The 23,838-nt window shown below is 43.4% G+C and carries 25 protein-coding genes; 20 read left to right on the top strand and 5 right to left on the bottom strand.

From position 1 onward, the window contains the following. Positions 1-84: 84 nt before the first annotated feature. From BTR25_RS05225 to BTR25_RS05185, 9 genes are all read left to right on the top strand, one after another. On the top strand, positions 85-894 hold the full coding sequence (locus BTR25_RS05225; protein WP_075686837.1) for a formate dehydrogenase accessory protein FdhE: 810 nt from the start codon (positions 85-87) through the stop codon (positions 892-894). Positions 895-909: 15 nt separating this feature from the next. Continuing rightward, a complete protein-coding gene (gene mobA, locus BTR25_RS05220) occupies positions 910-1,509 on the top strand; it encodes a molybdenum cofactor guanylyltransferase (protein ID WP_075686835.1) in 600 nt (199 codons plus the stop codon). A 115-nt stretch (positions 1,510-1,624) separates the two neighbouring features. After that, the gene (locus BTR25_RS05215; protein ID WP_075686833.1) at positions 1,625-2,857 is read left to right on the top strand and encodes a molybdopterin molybdotransferase MoeA; all 1,233 of its coding nucleotides are present in this window, start codon (positions 1,625-1,627) and stop codon (positions 2,855-2,857) included. 14 nt (positions 2,858-2,871) lie between these two features. Further along, on the top strand, positions 2,872-4,794 hold the full coding sequence (locus tag BTR25_RS05210; protein WP_075686831.1) for a molybdopterin biosynthesis protein: 1,923 nt from the start codon (positions 2,872-2,874) through the stop codon (positions 4,792-4,794). Positions 4,795-4,807: 13 nt separating this feature from the next. Further along, complete coding sequence (locus BTR25_RS05205) at positions 4,808-5,272, top strand: molybdenum cofactor biosynthesis protein MoaE (RefSeq protein WP_075686829.1); 465 nt, start codon at positions 4,808-4,810, stop codon at positions 5,270-5,272. Further along, positions 5,265-5,498 (top strand): molybdopterin converting factor subunit 1, encoded by a 234-nt coding sequence (gene moaD / locus BTR25_RS05200; RefSeq protein WP_075686827.1) that lies wholly within the window; start codon positions 5,265-5,267, stop codon positions 5,496-5,498. The genes BTR25_RS05205 and moaD overlap by 8 nt, the downstream gene beginning before the upstream one ends. A gap of 74 nt (positions 5,499-5,572) precedes the next feature. Further along, positions 5,573-6,592, top strand: coding sequence for a thiazole biosynthesis adenylyltransferase ThiF (locus tag BTR25_RS05195; protein WP_075687072.1), 1,020 nt, complete (start codon positions 5,573-5,575; stop codon positions 6,590-6,592). A gap of 149 nt (positions 6,593-6,741) precedes the next feature. Next, a complete protein-coding gene (locus tag BTR25_RS05190; RefSeq protein ID WP_075686825.1) occupies positions 6,742-7,047 on the top strand; it encodes a YwdI family protein in 306 nt (101 codons plus the stop codon). 74 nt (positions 7,048-7,121) lie between these two features. Further along, positions 7,122-7,493: a DUF423 domain-containing protein gene (locus BTR25_RS05185; protein ID WP_075686823.1), complete on the top strand. Its 372-nt coding sequence runs from the start codon at positions 7,122-7,124 to the stop codon at positions 7,491-7,493. A gap of 39 nt (positions 7,494-7,532) precedes the next feature. Here the strand turns inward: BTR25_RS05185 and gerQ are convergent, their stop codons facing one another. After that, on the bottom strand, positions 7,533-7,991 hold the full coding sequence (gene gerQ, locus BTR25_RS05180; RefSeq protein ID WP_075686821.1) for a spore coat protein GerQ: 459 nt from the start codon (positions 7,989-7,991) through the stop codon (positions 7,533-7,535). A gap of 230 nt (positions 7,992-8,221) precedes the next feature. Next, positions 8,222-8,965 (bottom strand): hydrogen peroxide-dependent heme synthase, encoded by a 744-nt coding sequence (gene hemQ, locus BTR25_RS05175; RefSeq protein ID WP_075686819.1) that lies wholly within the window; start codon positions 8,963-8,965, stop codon positions 8,222-8,224. A gap of 259 nt (positions 8,966-9,224) precedes the next feature. Here hemQ and pta point away from each other — a divergent pair, with 259 nt between their 5' ends. Together pta and lipL are read left to right on the top strand one after the other, a co-directional pair. Then, positions 9,225-10,196: a phosphate acetyltransferase gene (gene pta / locus BTR25_RS05170; protein ID WP_075686817.1), complete on the top strand. Its 972-nt coding sequence runs from the start codon at positions 9,225-9,227 to the stop codon at positions 10,194-10,196. Positions 10,197-10,454: 258 nt separating this feature from the next. Then, entirely contained in the window at positions 10,455-11,279 is an 825-nt protein-coding gene (gene lipL, locus BTR25_RS05165; protein ID WP_075686815.1) for an octanoyl-[GcvH]:protein N-octanoyltransferase, read from the top strand. A 742-nt stretch (positions 11,280-12,021) separates the two neighbouring features. On the opposite strand, the gene BTR25_RS05155 is transcribed toward lipL, so the two are convergent. Then, positions 12,022-12,780 (bottom strand): RsfA family transcriptional regulator, encoded by a 759-nt coding sequence (locus BTR25_RS05155; RefSeq protein WP_075686811.1) that lies wholly within the window; start codon positions 12,778-12,780, stop codon positions 12,022-12,024. A gap of 267 nt (positions 12,781-13,047) precedes the next feature. Between BTR25_RS05155 and BTR25_RS05150 the strand changes: the two genes are divergently transcribed. The 3 genes from BTR25_RS05150 (at position 13,048) to BTR25_RS05140 (ending at position 15,324) form a co-directional block, all read left to right on the top strand. Then, positions 13,048-13,287, top strand: coding sequence for a YuzB family protein (locus tag BTR25_RS05150; protein ID WP_075686809.1), 240 nt, complete (start codon positions 13,048-13,050; stop codon positions 13,285-13,287). A gap of 197 nt (positions 13,288-13,484) precedes the next feature. Beyond that, complete coding sequence (locus BTR25_RS05145) at positions 13,485-14,795, top strand: HD domain-containing protein (protein ID WP_075686807.1); 1,311 nt, start codon at positions 13,485-13,487, stop codon at positions 14,793-14,795. 13 nt (positions 14,796-14,808) lie between these two features. Continuing rightward, the gene (locus tag BTR25_RS05140; RefSeq protein ID WP_075686805.1) at positions 14,809-15,324 is read left to right on the top strand and encodes a YwgA family protein; all 516 of its coding nucleotides are present in this window, start codon (positions 14,809-14,811) and stop codon (positions 15,322-15,324) included. Between the two features lie 49 nt (positions 15,325-15,373). Here the strand turns inward: BTR25_RS05140 and BTR25_RS05135 are convergent, their stop codons facing one another. Continuing rightward, positions 15,374-15,559, bottom strand: a complete 186-nt coding sequence (locus tag BTR25_RS05135; protein WP_075686803.1) for a 2-hydroxymuconate tautomerase — start codon at positions 15,557-15,559, stop codon at positions 15,374-15,376. Between the two features lie 136 nt (positions 15,560-15,695). Here BTR25_RS05135 and BTR25_RS05130 point away from each other — a divergent pair, with 136 nt between their 5' ends. Next, positions 15,696-16,349, top strand: a complete 654-nt coding sequence (locus BTR25_RS05130; RefSeq protein WP_075686801.1) for a site-2 protease family protein — start codon at positions 15,696-15,698, stop codon at positions 16,347-16,349. Between the two features lie 21 nt (positions 16,350-16,370). Next, complete coding sequence (locus BTR25_RS05125; RefSeq protein WP_075687070.1) at positions 16,371-16,883, top strand: YwhD family protein; 513 nt, start codon at positions 16,371-16,373, stop codon at positions 16,881-16,883. Positions 16,884-17,100: 217 nt separating this feature from the next. On the opposite strand, the gene BTR25_RS05120 is transcribed toward BTR25_RS05125, so the two are convergent. Beyond that, the gene (locus BTR25_RS05120; protein WP_075686799.1) at positions 17,101-19,167 is read right to left on the bottom strand and encodes a transglycosylase domain-containing protein; all 2,067 of its coding nucleotides are present in this window, start codon (positions 19,165-19,167) and stop codon (positions 17,101-17,103) included. A 518-nt stretch (positions 19,168-19,685) separates the two neighbouring features. Between BTR25_RS05120 and speE the strand changes: the two genes are divergently transcribed. From speE to argS, 4 genes are all read left to right on the top strand, one after another. Beyond that, the gene (speE, locus tag BTR25_RS05115) at positions 19,686-20,513 is read left to right on the top strand and encodes a spermidine synthase (protein ID WP_075686797.1); all 828 of its coding nucleotides are present in this window, start codon (positions 19,686-19,688) and stop codon (positions 20,511-20,513) included. Between the two features lie 227 nt (positions 20,514-20,740). Next, the gene (speB, locus tag BTR25_RS05110; RefSeq protein WP_075686795.1) at positions 20,741-21,613 is read left to right on the top strand and encodes an agmatinase; all 873 of its coding nucleotides are present in this window, start codon (positions 20,741-20,743) and stop codon (positions 21,611-21,613) included. Between the two features lie 132 nt (positions 21,614-21,745). Next, on the top strand, positions 21,746-22,168 hold the full coding sequence (locus BTR25_RS05105) for a YwiB family protein (protein WP_075686793.1): 423 nt from the start codon (positions 21,746-21,748) through the stop codon (positions 22,166-22,168). Beyond that, a complete protein-coding gene (gene argS, locus BTR25_RS05100; protein WP_075686791.1) occupies positions 22,168-23,838 on the top strand; it encodes an arginine--tRNA ligase in 1,671 nt (556 codons plus the stop codon). Before BTR25_RS05105 ends, argS begins: the two co-directional genes overlap by 1 nt.

Here is a 23,838-nt window from a genome sequence, read left to right as displayed (position 1 = left end):
AATAATTGCCGAGAAATATATAACCAGAGTGGCTGTCTGTAACAGGACAGCCATTCTATTAACTTTAAAAAATGAGGTGCAACGATGAAAAAGTCCGTTGTTACAAAAGAATACCAAAATTTGCATAAAGATATCTTAACCCTCCAGGAACAATGGAAAAAGAGTATTAACCCAGAATCGATTATTCCTAATCTAGACAAAGCGGCGCTTGTCTCAGGAGTGCCGGCTGCGGCATTAACGGCTATTCATTTTGATATTCCACTATTCTTACAGTGGATAGATGAAATAAACGAACTGTTAATCAACCATAATTCCGAGCTCGAAACAAAGCTTACTAGCATTAGCGGACGACTAGATGAAGAAACAGCCATTCGCTGGATTGAAGAGGCTTTTTCTTTTAATAGTGTGTATTTCATCAGTTTTGCAGCTGATAATGGCCTAGAAGAATGGATTCCACAATTCCTAGCCGAAACAGCACTTAGACCCTATTTGCAGCTAACAGCCGAAATCGTTCAGCACGAAATCCATCATGCTGTACATGGAGCAGGCTGCCCAGTATGCGGCGAACCCGCTCGCCTGGCTGTCCTTGTTGAAGAAGGTAAAAAAGAGATGCAATGTCCCCGCTGTAACGCTCATTGGCCTGCTAAGCGCGTAGAGTGTGCCCTATGCGGAAATGCTGACCATAAGACCATTCAGTTCTTGACCATTGAAGGTGACTCTGCCTCCCAAATTCAGGTTTGCGACGAATGTAAAGGATATATTAAAGTAATAGATACAAGGCAATACCTGCAAAAGCCAACTGCGGCCATGCTAGATTTAAATACTATTCACCTTGACTTTATTGCGCAAGAACATGGTTATCAAACAGTAGGCGAAGCGAAACTTAAAAATTAAGAAGGTGCTTTTTTCATGAAAGCTGCGGCCATTATTCTATCAGGTGGAAAGTCGAGCAGGATGGGAACAAACAAGGCTCTATTAAAAATCAACGAGAAGACGAATATTGAAAGAATTGCGGATATCCTAAGGCTGCTCTTTGATGAAATAATCCTTGTGACCAATGATCCTGAACCATACCAATTTTTGGGGGTAAAAGTAGTAGAGGACCATTACCCTGGAATGGGCCCGCTGGCAGGGGTTCATGCAGGCTTAATGGCCTCAAATTATGACCTGAACCTTGTGGTTGCCTGTGATATGCCGTTTGTTTCAGGAGAGCTTGCCGAAGCTCTAGTCAATAATGGAGCACATTATGATGCAGTCATACCGGTTCTCAACGGGAGACAGCAGCCATTATTTTCTGTTTTTCAAAAGAGAACGGCTGATAGAATTGGAGAATGTATTAAGAACGAACGTCTTCGGATGAAGCAGCTGCTAGATGACTTAAATGTCCTTTACATGACCGAGCAAGAACTGCAGGCTTATAGCAGCGTGGACCTCGACCGTGTTTTTTTTAATATGAATCATCCAAACGAGTACGAAGAAGCGAAGAAGTGGGCAGAAACGAATCAGTAAAGGTAATGCGCCTATTGGCAAGCCCGAATAGGGAAAAACAGAAGGAGGAATTCTCCTTGTGTTTCAAGAACTTTATAATAGAAGTTCTGACTAGCCAAGAGAGGATGTAAGCATAATGCAATTTTTTAAGGTAAAAACAGTCGAAGAAACCTTTTCTTTAATTGATGAAAAAATTAATGCAATAAAAGATATGGAAACACGTCCTTTGGAAGAAGCACTGCACTATATCCTAGCGGTGCCTGTCACCGCAAAAGAAAATGTCCCTGGATTTGACCGCTCAACCGTTGACGGGTACGCGGTGAAGGCGAAGAATACGTACGGCTCTTCAGAGTCAATGCCCGGCTTTTTGACCTTGGCAGGAGAGGTAAGAATGGGCGAGACAGCTGATGTTGAGGTCAGAAGCGGTGAGGCCGTTTATGTCCCTACGGGCGGGATGATTCCACCTGGCGGTGACAGTGTAATTATGATTGAACATTGTGAAGACATGGATGGACTGTTAAACACTTACAAACAGGTGGCACCCGGCGAGAATATTATTCGTGCTGGTGAAGACATCCGTGAAGGTGAAATTCTTCTTTGTGAGGGAACCTTGCTGCGACCGCAGGAATTAGGTGCACTTGCTTCCTTAGGAGTGACAACGGTTACGGTTTTTCGGAAACTGAAGGTCGGTTATCTATCTTCAGGCGATGAAATTGTTCCTTATCAAACGGAAAATCTTTTAGCAGGCCAAATTCGTGATATTAACTATCTAACAATCTTGGGCCTTGCAAGCGAGTGGGACATTGAGGTTATTTATGATGGTATTGTTAGAGATGATTTTCATGAGTTTCAAGCGAGGGCAAGTGCGCTCTACAATCAGGTAGACTGTTTAATTCTCTCAGGCGGAAGTTCCGTAGGCGCAAAGGATTATACAACAGATGTCATCCAGTCCCTAGGTACTCCGGGTGTCTTTGTTCATGGAATTAGTATTAAACCTGGGAAGCCGACAATCCTTGCACTTGCAGACGGAAAGCCAGTCATTGGGCTGCCAGGTCATCCAGCCTCTGCGATGATTATTTTTAAGCTTTTCGGTGAAAGAATTTTACGAAGGCTAAAAGGTGAAAAAATCGAAAAACGACCAGATCGAATCTTTGCACGCATTTCGAAAAATATCCCATCCTCTCCAGGCCGTTCTGATTACATCAGGGTACGTCTAGTGGAGAAAGAAGGGGAATGGTGGGCAGAGCCAATTATAGGGAAGTCTGGATTAATTACTACCTTAGTGAAAAGCGATGGAATTGTGGAAATCACTTCAGAAAAAGAGGGTATTTCACAGGGAGACTATGTTCCTGTGATGGCAACACGATAAGGGGGGGAAACGAGATGGAGCATAAAGGCTATAAACGAAAAATTTATTTAGAGGACAAACCCCGATCGGAAGCGAAGCGAGAAATTCTCGAAGCATTTCAGCTGCCCCTCGAAAAAGAAATGATGGCTGCAACAGAAGCGCTTGGACGTGTAACAGCAGAACCAATCTTTGCATTAAGCTCAATGCCGCACTATCATGCTTCCGCAATGGATGGAATTGCTGTGATGGCTGAAAAAACGTATCAGGCACACGAACAAAATCCCTTGCAGCTTACAAGAGGCAAGGATTTTACCTATGTAGATACAGGAAATCCAATTCCTTCGCCATTTAATGCAGTCATTATGATTGAAAATGTTGATGTGCTTGACGATGAAACGATCGAGATTATTGAACCGGCAACACCTTGGCAGCATATCCGCCCAATCGGTGAAGACATTGTGCAAGAGGAGATGCTGTTTCCGCAAGGTCATAAATTAAGACCGGCAGACCTAGGGGTGCTTTTAGCCTCACAGCAAACCGTTATACCGGTTGCCAAGAAACCAGTTGTAACGATTATTCCGACCGGAAATGAACTCGTGGAGGCATCAACGCAGCTTACCTCTGGAAAAATTATTGAATTCAACGGAACCGTTTTCGCGAATTTCATAAAAGAATGGGGAGGTGAACCGAAGCTTCATGAGATTGTAAAGGATGAGCCTGAGAATATTAAAGCAGTGTTACTAGAGGCGGCAGAAACATCCGATATTATCGTCATCAATGCTGGATCTTCTGCGGGCTCTAAGGATTATACCGTTCACATCATTGCTGAGATTGGCAAGGTTTATACCCACGGGGTGGCCTCGCGTCCAGGAAAACCAGTTGTTTTGGGTGAAATCAACGGAAAAATCGTCGTTGGTGTACCGGGATATCCTGTCTCTGCCTACCTAGCCTTAGAATGGTTTGTTAGACCGCTAATATGTAAGTATTTGCAGCTGCCGGAACCGAAACGGCAAACCGTTAATGTAAAACTCGGCCGTCGTATTGTTTCTGGGATGGGGGCAGAGGACTATGTACGAATGAATATCGGCTATGTGAATGGACAATACGTTGCCAATCCACTGACAAGAGCGGCAGGCGTAACGATGTCGTATGTTAGAGCAGATGGCCTTTTGGTTGTACCAGCGAATGTAATTGGCTATGAACAAGGAGATTTCGCTGAAGTTGAGCTCATGCGGCCGCTTGAGGAAATCAAAAATGCGATTATGTTTTGCGGCAGCCACGATTTGACCATTGATCTGTTATCATCACAGTTAAAACGTGTCCGGACTGACATGAAAATTGTCTCTTCGCATGTTGGCAGCATGGCAGGGATTATGGCAATTCGAAAAGGTGAGGCCCATGTAGCGGGCATTCATTTGCTAGACCCGAGTACAAAGCAATATAATATCTCATATGTAAAAAAAATATTAGCCGGCCTTGATGTCATCCTGTATCCATTCTTAAAAAGAAAGCAAGGCTGGATTTTACCAAAAGGAAATCCTGCCGGAATTGAAACAGCTTCCGATCTAGTCTTGAAAAAGGCTAACTTTGTAAACCGTCAAAAAGGTGCGGGAACGAGAATCTTATTGGATCTGCTGCTCGAGGAAGCCGGACTTTCTGCTGAGGAAATTATCGGTTATGAACGGGAAATGTTTTCCCACCTGGCCGTGGCAGCGGAGGTTAAGGGAGATGCTTATGCAGCAGGCTTAGGTATTTACCCAGCAGCCAAAGCAATGGGCTTAGAGTTTATCCCCGTTGCGGATGAAGAGTATGATTTGGTGATGACAAAGAGCTTTTATGAAAGTGAAAGCGGCAGTCAGCTATTAGAAATCATTCAATCGGCTTCATTTAAACAGCAGGTTGAAAAAATTGGCGGTTATAAAGTGGTTGAAAATCCAGAGCTAAAAAGCTTGGGTTAGGGAGGTGTAGTCATTGAATTACGAGATTTCTAGGGAACCAATTGATATTCAATTGGTAATCGATAAGGTTGTGCAGCGTGAAGCTGGTGCAATTAATACCTTTATCGGCACGGTGCGCGAATTAACAAAAGGGAAGAAAACATTATTTTTAATCTATGAAGCATATGAATCCATGGCGGTAAAAAAGCTCGAGCAAATTGGCAGGGAAATCGAGGAACGCTGGGAAGGCTCCCGCGTTGCAATTACCCACCGGGTTGGGAAGCTCGATATCACGGATGTGGCGGTTGTCATTGCAGTATCTACACCGCATCGTGCGGATTCTTATGAAGCCAATCGTTATGCGATTGAAAGAATTAAAGAAATCGTCCCAATTTGGAAGAAAGAGCATTGGGAGGACGGCGAAGAGTGGATGGGCAACCAGCTTGAAACCGTTGCCTACCCAACGGGGAAACCAGAGGAGGCAGATTTGAATGAATAAAGTATTATTCTTTGCTCATTTGCGTGACGCAGTTGGCGAAGACTTCCTTAGGCTCGAGGCAGCCGGAAAAACCGTTGCAGAATTGAAAGCAGAGTTAGCAGGCAAATACGAGCTGCCAAAAATGGACACCGTTATGACAGCTGTGAATGAAGAATTCGCTCAGGACGACGAAACCATTCAAGAAGGCGACGAAATAGCATTTATCCCGCCAGTAAGCGGCGGGTGATGCATGGGGACGGTTCTTCTGCTTCCTTGGAAGCAGAAGAACCGTCCTTGTGCTTAGGAAAGGGGAAAGCAGAAATGAATGAACGTTACTCACGCCAGGTCCTCTTCCCAGGGATTGGCAAGGAAGGGCAGGAGAAGCTTCAAGCAAAGCATGTTCTGATTGTTGGTGCTGGAGCACTCGGTTCTGGGAATGCAGAGGTGCTGACCCGGGCTGGGGTAGGACGGATTACGATTATCGACCGCGATTATGTGGAGGCAAGCAATCTTCAGCGCCAGCAGCTCTATACCGAAGAAGATGTTGCCGAAAAACTCCCAAAGGCGGCAGCGGCAGAGAAACGTTTGCGGGCAATCAACTCCGATGTTGGGATTGTTTCCATCATCGGTGACGCGACCCCTCCAGTTCTAGAGGATTTGGTAACCTCGGTTGACCTCATCATCGATGCGACTGATAACTTTGAAACACGGATGAGCATCAATGATGTTTCACAAAAATACAATGTCCCTTGGATTTACGGAGCGTGTGTCGGCAGTTTTGGGATGAGCTTTTCGATTATTCCAGGAAAAACCCCTTGTCTCAACTGCCTGCTTCGGACGATACCTCTCCAGGGAATGACCTGTGATACAGGTGGAATTATTTCACCTGCCGTCCAAATGGTTATCTCACACCAAACGGCAGAAGCACTAAAAATTCTAGTTGAGGACTGGGATGCAGTGCGAACAGCATTTGTTAGTTTTGACCTTTGGAGAAACCAATACACCAGCTTGAAAATGGGGAAAGCCAAGTTTGCTGGATGTCTATCCTGTGGTGAAGAGAGGACCTATCCGTACCTTGACCATGAAAACAGGACGAAAACAACAGTGCTTTGCGGCCGGGATACCGTACAAATTCGCCCCTCCACCCAAGGTGATCTATCATTAGAAAAGCTTGCTGGACAGCTTAGCTCCCTTGGCTATGTTGTAAAAGGCAATCCCTATCTACTGTCGGTAGAAATGGGGCCAGAGCGAATGGTTATTTTTAACGATGGCCGTGCACTCATCCATGGAACAAAGGATCTTACCCATGCAAAAACCATTTACCAAAGAATATTAGGATAACCTGTGCGAATAATGAGTACAGGTTTTTTTCTGTGTAAAAGCACTGTTCTGACACAAACTGACATGTTTCACGTGAAACGTAGAAATGTGTCGAGTTTTTATTCGTAAGCAGAATCTGTTATTCTAATGATAGTGAGGTGTAGCAAAACATGAATATATCGGTAAATCAACTATTAGCAAAAATAGAAGAAGAGTTAAAACACGCAAAAATCAGTACAAAACAAGAGAGTTTGCGGGAAAAGGTCTACTCTATTAAAATATTATGTGAGCTCCTGCTAGACGAAAAGGAGTCAAAAACAGAGGTTCCTTTACATAAAGCACCAGCCTATCAGCCAGTGCTCACCCAGCAGCCAGTGATGCCTCGACCTATCATGCAGCAGCCAGTTTCACTAAATCAAGTAAAGAAAATCGAAATGGACAATGAAGCAAACGGTGACTCATTATTTGATTTTTAAAGTTGGCTATTAAAAGCCGCAAATTTCACAAAAACAAAACATGACAGTTTATAGCTTAGAAAAGAGGGAGAAACATGAAGACCTTTATTATTATTGGGGCGATCAATGCCTTTATAGCAGTAGCATTAGGAGCATTTGGTGCCCACGGACTGAAGGACCGGCTTGATGCTTATTACTTAGACATCTGGAAAACAGGGGTTACCTACCAAATGTTTCATGCAACAGGCCTATTAGTGATTGGTATTCTTTTAGGGAAAGTCCCAGCCAACGCTTTATTTACATGGTCAGGCTGGTTAATGACAGCGGGGATTATTTTGTTTAGCGGAAGCTTGTACGTCCTAAGCTTAACAAAGGTAGGAGTATTAGGAGCAATCACCCCGCTTGGCGGAGTCTGCTTTTTAGCAGCTTGGGTATTAATCATGATCGGGGCAGTTAAATATTTATAAAAGAAAGGCATTGGAATGGATCCAATGCCTTTTTTCCCTTTATCTAGGCGGATAGGTACCCAACGAAGGAGCTGCCAAACCAAATGGATAGTCGTACTCGAGTTCCTCTTCAAATGTAGCATAGTCGAAGGCTATCATTGGAATGAGATAACGAGTTCCTGCCTGCGGATCGCTAAGTATGAGGTGGTCCCTGCCGGCGGCTTCAATAATCCCGACAAATCGCTGGGCATTCCACTGATTATTGCCCTCAAAGGTTGCATAAACGGTTGCTAATTTCCCTTTATTTAATCGTAAAATATTTTCGATGTACGATTGCTCAATTGGCAGCATGCCCTGCGGCTGTGGAGCAGGTGCCGGTACGGCAGGTACGCCTGCTGGCGGAAATTGCGGATAATACTGCTGCTGCTGCTGCGCAGGATAGTAACCTTGATATGGCATAGCTCCCTGCTGTCTGACGGGGTTTTGCTGATACCCTTGTTGATTATAAGATTGACTCATCTTTTCCCCTCCTAATAATAACTAAAAACAAATGGCCCAATAACCTATTCATACTCCACTCGCCGCCATAGCGTGACAAAAAGAATGGAGCAACTCCTGAAAAAAATAATCTGGAGCTATTAGTAAGACTCGCTGTTTAATTACTATGAAAACAAAAAGCGAAATATGCCTTATGACAAAAAGCCTAAAATAAAAAAAGGCCTCAGCACGGTGCTGAGGCCTAATAATTTTTATACATGTAAAAAGCTTGCTACACGGTCTTCTTCTAATAAGTTACCAACAAAGAATGTACCGAATTCACCAAAGCGGGCACTTACTTCGTCAAAACGCATTTCATAGACCAGTTTTTTAAATTGAAGAACATCATCTGCAAACAGGGTAACACCCCACTCGTAATCGTCAAAGCCGACAGAACCAGTAATGATCTGCTTAACCTTTCCTGCATATGTACGACCAATCATGCCGTGGCTGCGCATCATATTGCGGCGGTCCTCCATCGGAAGCATGTACCAGTTATCATTCCCTTGACGGCGCTTATCCATTGGATAGAAGCAAACGTGGCTCGCCTTCGGTAATTTGGGATATAGACGTGCAAGGATTTGTGGATTTTGATAAGGATCCTCACCTGCAGGTAAATAATTACTTAGCTCAACAACGGACACATATGAATGTGCTGGAACCGTGAACTCTGCTAATTTTGTTTTATTAAACTCTAATTCAATATCATTCAGTTCCTGCATCGTTGGACGTAAGATCATCATCATAAAATCAGCCTTTTGACCAACAATTGTATATAAAGCATGGCTGCCTTCGTTTGTATCCTGTGTGTGATTCCACTTTTCAACTAGACTTAGAAACTCATTAATCACTTCCTGGCGCTCTTCAGCAGAAATCATCTTCCAGGTTGTCCAATCAACCGTACGGAAATCATGCAGGCAATACCAGCCATCAAGTGTTTGAGCTGCTTCACTCATTCATATCACTCCTAAATTTTCTCCATATTTACAAGCTTAACTATATCATAGTTTGACCAAGTCAAGCTTGTATAAAACACCGAGGATATTTTTATGGATAATTTTTCAAAAATAAGCTCATAGTAAAAGGTAGGAAATACAAGTGAATTTTTTGAAAACAAAAACATTTGTAATGTAAACGCTATCTGTGAGGGGTTTCCTTGAATTTTTCAACAGGTAAAGTATGCTAATAAGTAGATTGTTTTAGGGAGGATTCAATGTGAGTGATTTATTTGAAGGCTTAAAGCAGAAAATTTCCGGACGTGATCTAAGAATTGTTTTTCCAGAAGGAATGGATGAGCGAATTATTAGAGCGACAAGCCGTCTCGCAGAAGAAAAACTATTGACACCGATTCTAGTCGGTAATATTGAACAGGTTCAGGCAAAAGCACAAGAATTAGGGGTTAGCCTTGCTGCTGCTGAAATTTATGACCCAGCAAGCTATGCGGGGATGGACGAGCTAGTGGCTTCGTTTGTTGAGCGTCGTAAAGGAAAAACAACCGAAGAAGATGCACGCAAAATTCTATTAGATGAAAATTATTTTGGTACGATGCTTGTACATACGAATAAAGCGAACGGATTAGTGAGCGGTGCAGCACATTCTACTGCTGATACGGTACGCCCAGCACTACAAATCATTAAAACAAAAGAAGGCGTTAAGAAGACCTCTGGTGTGTTTATCATGGTACGTGAGGATGAAAAGTATGTGTTTGCAGATTGTGCGATCAATATTGCTCCTGACAGCAATGATTTAGCGGAAATTGCAGTGGAAAGTGCGAAAACAGCTAACATGTTTGATATTGAGCCGCGAATCGCGATGCTCAGCTTTTCAACAAAGGGTTCAGCGAAATCTCCTGAAACCGGGAAGGTAGCGGCAGCTGTCGAAGAAGCGAAGCGTCGTGACCCTTCATTGATCTTGGACGGGGAATTTCAGTTTGACGCAGCCTTTGTTCCTTCTGTTGCAAAAAGTAAGGCACCAGATTCCGTGCTCCAAGGGGATGCAAATGTATTCATCTTCCCGAGTCTCGAAGCTGGTAATATCGGCTATAAAATTGCCCAGCGTTTAGGTAGGTTTGAAGCAGTTGGGCCAATTCTGCAGGGGTTAAATCGTCCAGTCAACGACCTTTCCCGCGGATGTAACGAAGAAGATGTGTATAAGCTAGCGTTAATTACCGCTGCACAAGGATTATAAGCGTATGATGGGCCAGTCCTGGAGTTGGACTGGCTTTTTGATGTTTCTTTTGGGTTTTGGACATTTTTTAGGTGTGTTTGGGCATTTTTTTGTGGGTTTTAGACATTTTTGACCATGGTACGGTCAATTTTCAGAGAGTTTTGGACATTTTCAAGAGGATTTTGGACATTTAGACATTACCTGGAAAAATCCAAAACTTTTTTATTAAAAGTCCTTTTGTTAAAATAAGCTTAATTAGGTTTTAGAGGAGATATGTACATGGAAGGTTTGCTGAACCAGCCCCAGTGGCGGGTTATTGACCAGTCAGCGGTCGGTATTCATTTTCAAGCGTTGCAATCATTTGCCACGGATGATACCTTGTGTGCATCGGTTGGCGCGCTCGAAGCACCTGCAACGGCCCGAACTTGGGTGCATCATAATACTGTTGTCCTTGGAATACAAGATACAAAACTGCCATTCTTAAAAGAAGCGAGAGAGTTTTTAGCCGAACAAGGCTATCAGTCTATCGTTCGAAATTCAGGGGGATTAGCCGTGGTGCTTGATGAAGGCGTGTTAAATATCTCGCTCATTTTGCCAGAAGCGGTAAAAGGCATCGATATTAATCGCGGTTATGATACGATGTGGCAGCTTGTTCAAAATATGTTTGCTGACTACCATCAATCGATTGAAGCGAGGGAAATCGTCGGTTCCTATTGTCCAGGTAGCTACGACCTCAGCATTGACGGGAAGAAGTTCGCTGGGATCTCACAGCGCCGTCTGCGAAAAGGGGTTGCTGTTCAAATCTATCTTTGTGTAAATAGCAGTGGCAGCAAACGCGCCGAACTGATCAAGCAATTTTACGAAATTGCAAAAAAGAAGGAACAAACAAAATTTGAATATCCAGAGATTGTTCCGGAAGTAATGGCTTCTTTATCCGAACTGCTTAATGAACAGTTGACGATTTCAGATTGTTTACTAAGACTCCTAACTGAGCTTAAGAAGAACAGTGACTTCCTTTTTGCCGGACAGTTAAATGCAGCAGAACTAGAGCTTTTGCCTGGCTACTATCAACGAATTGTCGAGCGGAATGAAAAGTTAGGATAATGCAAAAAGCCGTAAACCACTTAGGATTTACGGCCTCTCTATAGACACGAGGATACTGTTTTTTTACCCTTCTCCCAGAGTTGCCATGCATGAGCCTGCCCCTGCCCTAGGCGCTTCCGCTTTTCTTTGTCCAGCTGCAGCGCCTAGGGGCTCGGGTCATAAGCCAATCCGTCAAGGAGGTTAAAGAGCAACCTCCATGCCGGCTCGTCTTATGCCGGTCGCCCCTGCCCRAGGCGCTTCCGCTTTTCTTTGTCCAGCTGCAGCGCCTAGGGGCTYGGGTCATAAGCCAATCCGTCAAGGAGGTTAAAGAGCAACCTCCTTGACGGATTGGCTTATGCCGGTCGCCCCTGCCCAAGGCGCTTCCGCTTTTCTTTGTCCAGCTGCAGCGCCTAGGGGCTTGGGTCATAAGCCAATCCGTCAAGGAGGTTAAAGAGCAACCTCCATGCCGGCTCGTCTTATGCCGGTCGCCCCTGCCCGAGGCGCTTCCGCTTTTCTTTGTCCAGCTGCAGCGCCTAGGGGCTYGGGTCATAAGCCAATCCGTCAAGGAGGTTAAAGAGCAACCTCCATGCCGGCTCGTCTTATGCCGGTCGCCCCTGCCCGAGGCGCTTCCGCTTTTCTTTGTCCAGCTGCAGCGCCTAGGGGCTCGGGTCATAAGCCAATCCGTCAAGGAGGTTAAAGAGCAACCTCCATGCCGGCTCGTCTTATGCCGGTCGCCCCTGCCCAAGGCGCTTCCGCTTTTCTTTTATTCAGCGACTTTTTCCAGGTTTCCGTTGCGGTCCATTTTGAATTTTGTTCCTGGTCTTTCTTCTTCCTCAAATAAAACGAGCTTGCGGGCACGGTTCATGATTTTCATTAATGTCTCGTATTCTTCTTGGATTGTTTCCTTATTTTTCTCGAGGTTGTTTAATTTCGCAGACATTTCTTCATTTTGCTTTTGTAATTCAGAAATCTCGCGCTTCAATCTTTCATTCTCACTTTTTAATGCTTCATTTTGCAGATTGGAAAGATTAAAGTTTTGCAAGAAATCAATGACGCTATCAATTGTCAGACCTGATGCTGTAGAGGCAGATGTTCTATACGACCTTTGTACTGTTGCTGTTGGCAAAACATACGTTTCTTCTGCCATTTCCGCCGTCATATCTGGCATTTCATACGTTTCTACTAACACCGCTGAATCCATTGTCGGCATTTGTGCTGCTTCAAATCCCTCAACAGAAGTTACAGGTGGGCTATATAGTAACTTTTTCTTGCCACCTTGATCTTTTCCTAATACTCTTTGTCTTTGCTTTCGCTGCTTTTTCGCTAGCTGTAACGCTTTTTCGTAGCGGTGACGGACAACGGCATTCCATCTGAATCCGCAGGCTGCAGATGTTCGATTAAGCTTGTCGCCTACCTCTTCAAAGGCATTCAACTGGGTACTTCCTTCTCTAACATGACGAAGGACGGTTTCGGCTAAAAGTAGATCGTTTTCATCTGTCCATGCATCTTGACGTACTTTCATATGTTTTCAACTCCCTAAAAAATATTAACGAATATACTCGTGAGACGAGTTTTAAAAGTTCTAGTCTTAGGATGGACAAGTTTTTCAAGCTTTATACCAAAATGATTGCAAGGATAATAGTTTTTTAAAAAGATAAGGAAGTATAAGATTTGCTAAAGATTGCAACTTGCATTAGGAATCAAGAAAATGTAAAATACCTAAGGAGTTAGATTGTATCGAATTACGATAAAAGTAAACATAGATTGAGCCATTGAAGGGGATGGAACGATGTCGAATGAATTTCGTGTTTGCGATGACTGTCAAGCCGTAAATCTAAAGACATTAATCCCTCATTTAAAGGAAGTTGACCCAGACGCTGAAGTGAAAATTGGCTGTCAGTCCTACTGTGGACCCGGCCGCAAGAAAACCTTCGCCTTCGTCAATAACCGTCCGGTTGCCGCATTAACCGAAGAGGAATTAATGGAGAAAATAAATAAGAAAATTAGAAAAGCAGAAGCGTCCGTTTAGCGAAGTACACTAATCTCTGGACGCTGGAGCTAGACATAGATAAAAAATAATCACCTTTGACTAAAAAAGCTAAGGTGATTTTTATTTTCTAGATTTGTCGAAAAAACCTGCAGAAATTTGCTGAATCAGGATGAAAAACCTGTGGATTTGGGATAAAATAGAAGAATCAACGTGAGCTAAAAGGAAGAGGTAAACCTATGCATTATTCGGCGGAAAAACTTACTGAGGAAAAAGTTTTTAAAGATCCTGTCCATCGCTATGTACATGTCCGTGATCGGGTGATATGGGACCTCGTTGGAACGAGAGAGTTTCAAAGGCTAAGACGGATTAAACAGCTCGGGACGACCTTCCTGACCTTTCACGGGGCTGAGCACAGCCGCTTTAATCATTCACTTGGGGTATATGAAATCGTCCGCCGCATCATCGATGATGTATTTGCCGGCAGGCCGGAATGGAACAACGATGACCGCCTTCTTACCCTAGTCGCAGCACTGCTCCACGACCTGGGGCATGGGCCATTTTCTCACTCCTTTGAAAAAGTTTTTGACTTCGACCATGAAGATTTTACACGAGCAATAATTCTTGGCAACACCGAGGTTAACGCCATTTTGACAAAGGTTAGCCCGGATTTTCCAGATAAAGTAGCAGAAGTGATTGCGAAAACCTCAGAGAAAAAGCTTGTCGTCAGCCTTATATCCAGTCAAATTGATGCGGACAGAATGGATTATCTGCAAAGGGATGCTTATTTCACGGGTGTCAGCTATGGCCAGTTTGATATGGAGAGAATCCTCCGCGTAATGCGTCCAAAGGAAGATCAGGTTGTCATTAAGAAGAGCGGTATGCATGCCGTCGAGGATTATATCATGAGCCGCTACCAAATGTACTGGCAAGTGTATTTCCATCCAGTTTCCCGCAGTGCGGAGGTTATTCTGACAAAGATCCTTCATCGCGCCAAGCAGTTATTTGAAGAAAACTATACATTTAAATATAGACCTGTTCACTTCGATTCTTTTTTTACCAATCAAGTGAGTTTAGAAGACTATCTAAAATTAGATGAAGCCGTGATGTTATTTTATTTTCAAAGCTGGCAGGAAGAAAGTGACCCGATATTAAGTGACCTGTGCATGCGCTTTGTGAACCGTAACCTGTTTAAGTATGCTGAGTTCGATCCAGCGAAGGAATACAAAAAGCTTGCTGAACTTACGGGCCTTTTTGTAAAAGCAGGAATTGACCCTGAGTACTATTTAGTGGTCGACTCATCCTCTGACCTGCCTTATGATTTTTATCGTCCAGGTGAAGAAGAAGAGCGTCTGCCGATACATTTATTGATGAAAAACGGCGACCTGAGAGAGTTATCTAGAGAGTCAGAAATTGTTGATGCCATTTCCGGAAAGCGAAGAACCGACCATAAGCTTTACTTCCCGGCAGATATCCTCTTGGATGACGCTTCAAACAAAACGATAAAAAGCCAAATTCGCGGCCTATTAGAGATAGAATCTTTGGAGTAGGAGATGACAAACGTTGTTAAAAGACCATGCTAAGCTAATGCAGGCCATTCTAGTATCCGGAGAAATTGTCGGGAGAAAAAAGCTGCAAAAAATGATATATATTGCGAAAAAAGTAGACTTTCCCTTCCATGAGAGGTTTCAATTTCATTTTTACGGTCCATATTCTGAGGAATTAACATTACGAGTAGAAGAGCTTTGCAACATGGGCTTCCTCAATGAAATCAAAGAGAAAAAAGGCGGCTATTTTCAGTACCGCTATACGCTGACAGACACAGGGAAAGAGTTTCTTAGCTTAAATGAGGTAGAAATGCCACTTTTACAAGACTGCCTTTTAGATATGAATGATCAAAATGCGAGATTCTTGGAGTTGGTATCGACAATCTTATATTTTGATAATCTTTCAAAAGAAGAGGTTGCCAATAAAGTATTCACACTAAAAAGCAGCCAGCGCTATATGGAGGAAGAAATCCAAGAAGCGTACCAATTCATCGAATCGTTAAGAGATAAAACACAACTTCAATTACATTAATGTTAGAAAAAAAGGTGTTCTACTCAGAGGTAGGACACCTTTCTCCCTGTTATTTGTCGCTAAGTCTTGTTCCAGCTACAGCATAGTGGTTTTTGCTCATTTCCTCGATAAAAACAACTACCGCTTCTTTAGGCGCACCAGTTGTTTCGACAACCGCTGCAGTCACCTTTTCAACCAGTGCTCTTTTTTGATCCTCATTACGGCCTTCAAGCATTTTTACAGTAACATATGGCATAATTAGTTCCTCCTAGCTAACATAACTGCTAGTATTGTTTCATTTTGATGGGGAAAATACAAGCATAAATACTATTTTCACTTTAGATAGGCTATCATGTATAATTATAGGAAACAAATGGAGAAGGGGAAATAGATTGGAAGGATTTTTTGCCTATTCGCTCAGGGAGATTCCCTATGTTGCGATTACACTAATGATTGCCTTTACTTGTCATGAATTTTCGCATGCGTACGTTGCTTACAAGTTCGGGGATATGACCGCTCAGAAACAAGGACGGTTAACCTTAAACCCCATCAAGCATTTAGATCCTTTTGGAACGATCTTGATCTTTATCGCTGGATTTGGCTGGGCCCGACCAGTGCCAGTAAACCGCTTTTTCTTTAAAAAACCACGTGTCGCTGGTGTGTTAGTTTCGGTTGCTGGTCCGCTTAGTAATCTCGTATTGGCCTCTATTGGTTTATTTACTTGGTATGCGTTAGCGAGCATGGCGCCAGACGTTACATTAACAGGGGTTGGTGAATTTCTTGATATCTTTATCTGGCTGAATATTGTGCTGTTTGTATTCAACCTTCTCCCATTCCCGCCGCTGGATGGCTACCGGATTGTCGAAGACTTAGCGCCAAACCATATTCGGGCAAAAATGACTCAGTTTGAGCAGTACGGTGTGTTTATTTTTCTAATCCTCGTGATTACACCGCTGGATCGCTATACGATACAGCCGATTTTTCAATTTATCATCCCTGGGCTTTGGGAAGGGCTAAATATCTTCTTTTCCCAAATCTTTTTTTAAAAGAGGAGGCTAGCATACATGATGGAGGAAAATAACAAAAGAAAACTAGGGTTTAATATTATAAAAAGCGACCCGACAGACGGCCACAAAGGGTATGGAAAAGGGGCTTTGAGCCTTGACAATGTCTCGCCGGTAATCATTGATGTGGATGCTGGTGATGCAGTAATCGATGTCGGTGCAATGCACGCTCGGAGCGCTGTGGAGAAAGGCATCAAATTTTTAAAGACGAAAGAAGAGGTCCCCAATGGCAAGCCGTATTGGCTCGTTTGGGTAACGATTGATCGGAAACCGGAAGGTCCCTATTACGCGGGTGTCACGGCCTGTGAAATGATGGTTGACCGCGAGATTCGCCGCGGCTACAAATCGCTTCCAGAGCATGTGAACAAGATGGATAAATCCCTGAAGCGTCACATCATGGTTGACCATATGGATGACAAATCAAAAACCATCCTAGCCGAATTCCTCCGCAATCACAATCTAGATTTATGGAACAACTCAACAGAAGAGCTTAAAAGAGATCTTTCTGTAGAATAGGCTGTGTTAGAAAACAATGGAGATTGTAGTGAAAAGCGAAGTGCCTTCCGCTTCAATCAGAAGGAAAATTGTAACACAGCCTTGAATAAAATAATTTTTTACAATAGCAATTTATGCAAAAAAGTAGTAAAATTATTACCAGTGTTTAGGCACTGTAAGACTAGGACAAGAAAAGCTCCGGAGTGTATTCTCCGGAGCTTTTCTACTTTTTATAGTGCTACCATTTGAAAATCCGCTTATACCAAGGGTCCTTTTTATTCTCGTGGTGATCTTCCTTTGGGTCATGGTCTTTATGTTTTAAATGATCTGTGCAATACTCGGTTGGTTCGGTCCCTATGACAAAATAAGTAAAACGGCGGACCGGACAATCCTTCGTGGCGAGCTTGCCATTCTCAGGATTTACATACACCCCAACAACCCCGTCCTTTGGTGGTTTAAACGCTTTAACCGGTTTACCCGCTAATGCCTCCTCCATAAACTGAGCCCAGATGTTTTTCGTGTAAGATTTCTCTGCTACAAGGGTAATCGGCTTACCGGCATCATAACCGATCCAAACAGCTGTAACAAGCTGCGGTGAAAAGCCAACCATCCAGCTGTCGGTCTCTGTTGAACCAGATTTTCCAGCATAAGGTCGGGTAATCTGTTTTACAAGCGAATTGCCGGTAACCGTAGCATAGCCATTTAGCCTAGGGTCAAACATCCCTGTCAGCATCTCTGTCATTACGTATGCCTTAGCAGGATCTAAAACCTTGTTAGCTTCATTTTTATGTTTAAAAATAACATTTCCATTATAATCTTCTACTTTTGTAATCAATGTCGGTTGAACATTATGGCCGCCGTTAGCAAACATACTGTAGGCATTTGCCATTTCAATGATACGAACTCCCGATGTCCCAAGGGCAAGCGATGGTACTTTATCCATTTTCGTAGAAATACCAAACTCTTTAACCGTATTAATTAACGTTTCAGCACCTAAAAATAGGTGAGTTTTTATAGCAAAAATATTATCTGATACAGCTATAGCCTGGGCGAGAGTAATTTCTCCTTCGGCATACTTATTATTAAAATTATGTGGTGTATAGGTGTCCCGGCCTTCATCGAACTGGAAAGTGGTTAATTCACTTCGCATCGTGGAAGCGGGTGTAAACCCTTGATTAAGTGCCGCGTAATAGAGAAGCGGCTTGATGGTAGAGCCCGGTTGTCTGATGGCTTGGACGGCACGATTAAAATTACTTTCTTCGTAGTTACGGCCGCCAACCATCGCACGGACATGACCGTTTTTTGGATCCATCGCAACAAGGCCAACTTGAATTTCTGACTCACTTGCGATTTGTTCTTGAACCTTTCTTTCCGCTATCTCCTGCTGCTTGGGGTCAAGGGTGGTATACACCTTTAAACCGCCAAGGGCAATCGTGCGGTCATCTAACTTCAGTTGATTTTTCAAAGCATTTCTGACAGCATCCTGAAAATAAGGAGCGATCTCCACCTGGCTATCGGGGTGCTCTCCAATTAAGGTGAGTGGAATATCCTTTGTCTCTTCTGCAAGTTTCTTATCGATATAGCCATTTGAGACCATTGTATTTAAAATGATGGCTTGGCGCTTTTTTGCGTTTTCTTCAGAAGCGAGCGGAGAATAATAGCTAGGGCCTTTTGGAACTCCTGCGATCATGGTTGCCTCTGCAAGCGTTAATTCAGAGGCGTCTTTACCATAAAAGAATTGACTAGCAGCCTGGATCCCATATGCACCATGTCCGTAATAAATCGTATTTAAATAGCCTTCTAGAATTTCTTTTTTAGAGTAGTTCATTTCAAGACGAATCGTATAAAAAGCTTCATGAAGCTTCCGTTTCCACGTTTTATCATGCTCAAGAAACAGGTTCCTTGCGTATTGCTGTGTGATTGTACTTGCACCCTGAACTTTGGCAAATGCTTTTATATCGGCGATAATGGCACCAGCTATCCGTTTATAATCAAAGCCATGATGCTCATAAAAGCTTTTATCTTCGACAGAAAGGGTTGCATTTACTAAGTCAGGTGAAATCTTATCAAATGGTACCCAATAACGCTTTTGGCCGCTGTTGCTTTCTCCAATCAATGTTCCATCGCTGGCAAAGAATAAAGTCGATTGCGGAACAGCAAGCGGAGGTGCCCCTAAAATCTTGGCATAGCCGAGAACCCCAAGGAAAAAAATCAGCATGACCGAAAATCCGATCAAACTAATGATGATCAGCGCGCGCAGATATTTGATTGTCTTTCGAAACCGTTGATCCGTCATAACTTCCACAAACAATCACCTCGCACTTTACCAGTCTCTAAAAATCTTCATAGTAACAGTATTGAGATTAGGGAAGCATTTTAAACATTTTTTACATCAAAAAGAAAAATTTTCTTGACATATTGATAGAATTCACTAGACTTTTCTTTATGTTTGTAATTCAATAGTTTGGGTAGTATAAAAATGATGTTTATTACCTTAGTTTTTAATAAACGATTTTCGGCATTAGGATAGGTCAAAGTATCTTTTATAAATAGGCTGTGTTAATGGATACTGTTGATTTTAGAACCTGTTGATTGGAGTGAAAGGCGCTTGACTCCTCGAAAATGAAAATCACATTTTCTTCGTGCGATGTTTCGCTACCGTAGCCTTCCTTGTCCTGCGGGATGTACGAGCTGAGTGAGACCCCACAGGTGCGAAGCTGTAATAGGCTCACGGGCGAGCCCGCGGAAAGCATAGCGCCTGTAGCGTAAATCAACAGCCTAGTTTAACACAGCCTATAAATAAGTATTTGGAGGAAGATGAGCATGTCAATTTGGTTTACAGAAAAGCAAACTGAAAACTTTGGAATTACCATGAAAATAAATAAAACCTTACATACAGAACAAACAGAATTTCAAAAGCTGGATATGGTAGAAACAGAAGAATGGGGCAACATGCTTTTATTAGACGACATGGTGATGACGTCTGTGAAAGATGAATTCGTTTACCACGAAATGGTCGCACACGTACCATTGTTTACACATCCAAACCCTGAGAACGTTCTAGTTGTTGGCGGCGGAGATGGCGGTGTAATTCGTGAAGTGTTAAAGCACCCGTCTGTGAAAAAAGCAACGTTAGTTGATATTGATGGCAAGGTAATTGAGTACTCTAAAAAGTTTTTACCAGAGATCGCTGGTATGCTTGATGACCCACGTGTAGATGTACAAGTAGACGATGGTTTCATGCACATTGCGAATAGTGAAAATGAGTATGACGTGATCATGGTTGACTCCACAGAGCCAGTGGGCCCAGCGGTTAACCTTTTTACAAAAGGGTTTTACGCAGGAATTTCAAAAGCGTTAAAAGAAGACGGAATCTTCGTTGCCCAATCTGATAACCCTTGGTTCAAAGCGGACTTAATCCGCACCGTACAACGTGATGTGCGCGAAATCTTCCCAATCACACGTCTTTATGTGGCGAACATCCCAACGTACCCAAGCGGCCTATGGGCATTCACCATCGGCTCAAAAAAATACGACCCATTAGAAGTAAGCGAAGACCGCTTCCACGAAATCGAAACCAAATACTACACAAAAGAACTACACAAAGCAGCCTTCGTCCTGCCAAAATTTGTTGGGGACTTGCTGAAGTAATTTGGTGGTTTGTGAAAATTTCACATGGTGCCTGTCACCGCTCGTGGACAAATGCGGCATTTTGTACGCGTGGGGTGGACAGTTAATGTGGTAAGTGCCCTAAACGGGTGCTGAATTGGCAAAAGAGGTAACTAATAAAGTTAATCGAGTAATATTTATTGCGCGGCCACCTGGCCGCGTCCAAATATAGCTATTGTACGAGTATACATAGAATTGAGGGATATTTAATGCGTTTTGATGAGGCTTATTCTGGTAATGTTTTTATTAAGAGCCATCCAAGTTTTGAAAGTAGCAGGGCGGTGCTTTATGGGATGCCGATGGACTGGACAGTAAGTTACCGTCCGGGGTCCCGTTTTGGCCCGACGCGTATTCGCGAGGTGTCAATTGGCCTCGAGGAGTACAGTGCGTATCTTGACCGAGAGCTTGAGGATGTAAAGTATTTTGATGCAGGGGATATCCCGCTGCCGTTTGGTAACCCGCAAAAAAGTATTGATATGATCGAGGATTATATCGACCAGCTTCTAGATGCAGGCAAGTTCCCGCTTGGAATGGGCGGAGAGCATTTAGTATCTTGGCCTGTTATGAAAGCAATGTATAAGAAATACCCTGATTTAGCGATCATTCATTTTGATGCCCATACCGATTTACGTGAGCATTACGAAGGCGAGCCTCTGTCACATTCTACGCCAATTCGAAAAATTGCTGAGCACATCGGTCCGAAAAATGTCTATTCTTTCGGAATCCGCTCTGGTATGAAAGAAGAATTCCAGTGGGCGAAGGAAAACGGCATGCATATCTCAAAGTTTGAGGTACTAGAGCCGTTAAAGGAAATCCTGCCAACACTTGCAGGACGTCCTGTTTATGTAACCATTGATATCGACGTACTTGACCCAGCGCATGCGCCAGGAACGGGAACAGTGGATGCAGGCGGAATCACTTCAAGAGAACTGCTTGCTTCGATTCATGAAATTGCCCGCTCTGAAGTAAATGTAGTCGGAGGCGACCTTGTGGAAGTGGCGCCAATCTATGACCATTCAGAACAAACAGCAAACACAGCTAGTAAACTAATTCGTGAAATGCTTCTTGGCTGGGTAAAATAAAGCCAGAAATCCGAGTTAATAGGTGCCTGCCCCACACCGGGGCAGGCATTCTTTTGAATTTGACAATGAGAAAAGGTTATAATAGAAGACTGAAACTAGTCGAAAAAAGTTAGCAAAGGGAGTGCAGGAGATTTGTCTACCCCTGAAACAGAAACAATAGTAAAAGTTAATGTAAAAACGACAATTGACCAGAATGAGACTTTTGAATTGACGGTTTTTGGTCGATACTTTGAAAAAGGAAATGCCCACTTTTTGAAATATGAAGAAGTGATTGAAGAAGGAACGGTCCGGACGATTGTGAAAATTTCGAAGACTGGGGCGTTGATTCTACGAGGCGGGGCCCTTAAGATGCGCTTGCCGTTTGAGGTGAATCGGAGGCTTAATGGGAGTTATGAAATGTCTTTTGGAGAATTTGCGACAGAGACGACGGCGAGAAAGATTGATTTTTCCTATGAAAATGGGAAAGGTCTTATTGAGATCGTTTATGATTTCTCGTTGAATGGCTCACCTGATAATACATACCATTTAGAAATAGCATTTCAGGAGGAGAAGTAATGAACATTGTAGAACAGGTACAGACAAGGTTAAAGGAAGAAATCCGGGCCGCTGTAATCAAGGCAAACTTGGCAACAGAAGAGCAAATTCCTGATGTGATTTTAGAAATTCCTAAAGAAAAGGCGCACGGAGATTATTCGACGAATATGGCAATGCAGCTTGCGCGTGTGGCAAAAAAGGCGCCGCGAATGATTGCAGAAGCAATTATTGAACATTTTGATCGTTCAAAGGCGTCAATAGAAAAAATGGAATTGGCAGGGCCGGGATTCATTAATTTTCACATGAATAATGCTTATTTGACTGACCTGATTCCGACGGTGCTTGAGGCTGGAGAGAAGTACGGGGAAACGACGGTTGGCGGCAGACAGAAGATACAAATTGAGTTTGTATCGGCAAACCCGACCGGTGACCTTCACCTCGGCCATGCACGCGGTGCGGCGGTCGGTGATTCTTTGTGCAATATTTTAGACAAGGCGGGCTATGATGTTTCCCGTGAGTATTATATTAATGACGCAGGAAATCAGATTAATAACTTGGCATACTCGGTCGAAGCACGTTATTTCCAGGCGCTGGGGCTTGAGAAAAACATGCCGGAAGATGGTTACCACGGTGCGGATATCATCGGTATCGGGAAGAAGTTGGCTGAGGAGTTTGGTGACAAGCATGCAAATGTCAGTGCTGAGGAGCGGTTTGAGTTTTTCCGTGAGTATGGTTTGAAGTATGAAATGGCGAAGCTCCAAAAGGACCTTGAGGATTTTCGTGTCCGCTTTGATGTATGGTTCTCAGAAACCTCACTTTATAAAAATGGGAAAATTGACGAAGCGTTAGTGGCCTTGCGTCAAAATGGCTATATTTATGAAGAAGATGGAGCAACCTGGCTTCGTTCGACGGATTTCGGCGATGACAAGAATCGCGTATTGATCAAGCAGGACGGTTCTTATACGTATCTACTGCCGGATATTGCTTATCACAAGGACAAGCTCAATCGTGGGTTTGAGAAACTGATTAATATTTGGGGTGCCGATCACCACGGGTATATTCCAAGGATGAAGGCGGCGATTCAGTCGCTTGGCTATGACCGCGAGGCACTTGAGGTCGAGATTATTCAGCTTGTACATCTTTATAAAGATGGTGAGAAGATGAAGATGAGTAAGCGGACCGGAAAGGCTGTTACGATGCGTGATTTGGTTGATGAGGTCGGCCTCGATGCGACACGGTATTTCTTTGCGATGCGCAGTGCGGACACACATATGGACTTCGATTTAGATTTAGCCGTGTCAGAATCGAATGAGAATCCAGTCTATTATGCACAATATGCGCACGCGCGGATCTGCAGTATTCTGCGTGCAGGCGAAGAACAAGGAATTCAGGTAGATTCCGGTGCTGATTTTTCCTTAGTGGCATCTGAAAAGGAAATGGATCTTTTGAAAAAGCTTGGTGAGTTCCCGCAGGCGGTAGGCGAGGCAGCGGTCAAGCGTATGCCGCACCGAATTTCAAATTATATCTTTGAACTGGCTTCCACATTCCACAGCTTTTACAATGCGGAAAAAGTATTGGATCCTGAGCATCCAGAACGGACGAAGGCACGTTTAGGATTGATCAAGGCAGTTCAGGTCAGCCTCCGCAATGCCCTAGCCTTAATCGGGGTTTCTGCTCCTGAAAAAATGTAA

The sequence above is a fragment of the Bacillus sp. MRMR6 genome (genome assembly GCF_001940785.1).
Classification (GTDB): domain Bacteria; phylum Bacillota; class Bacilli; order Bacillales; family Cytobacillaceae; genus Neobacillus.
This window is presented reverse-complemented; position numbering and strand designations above follow the sequence as displayed.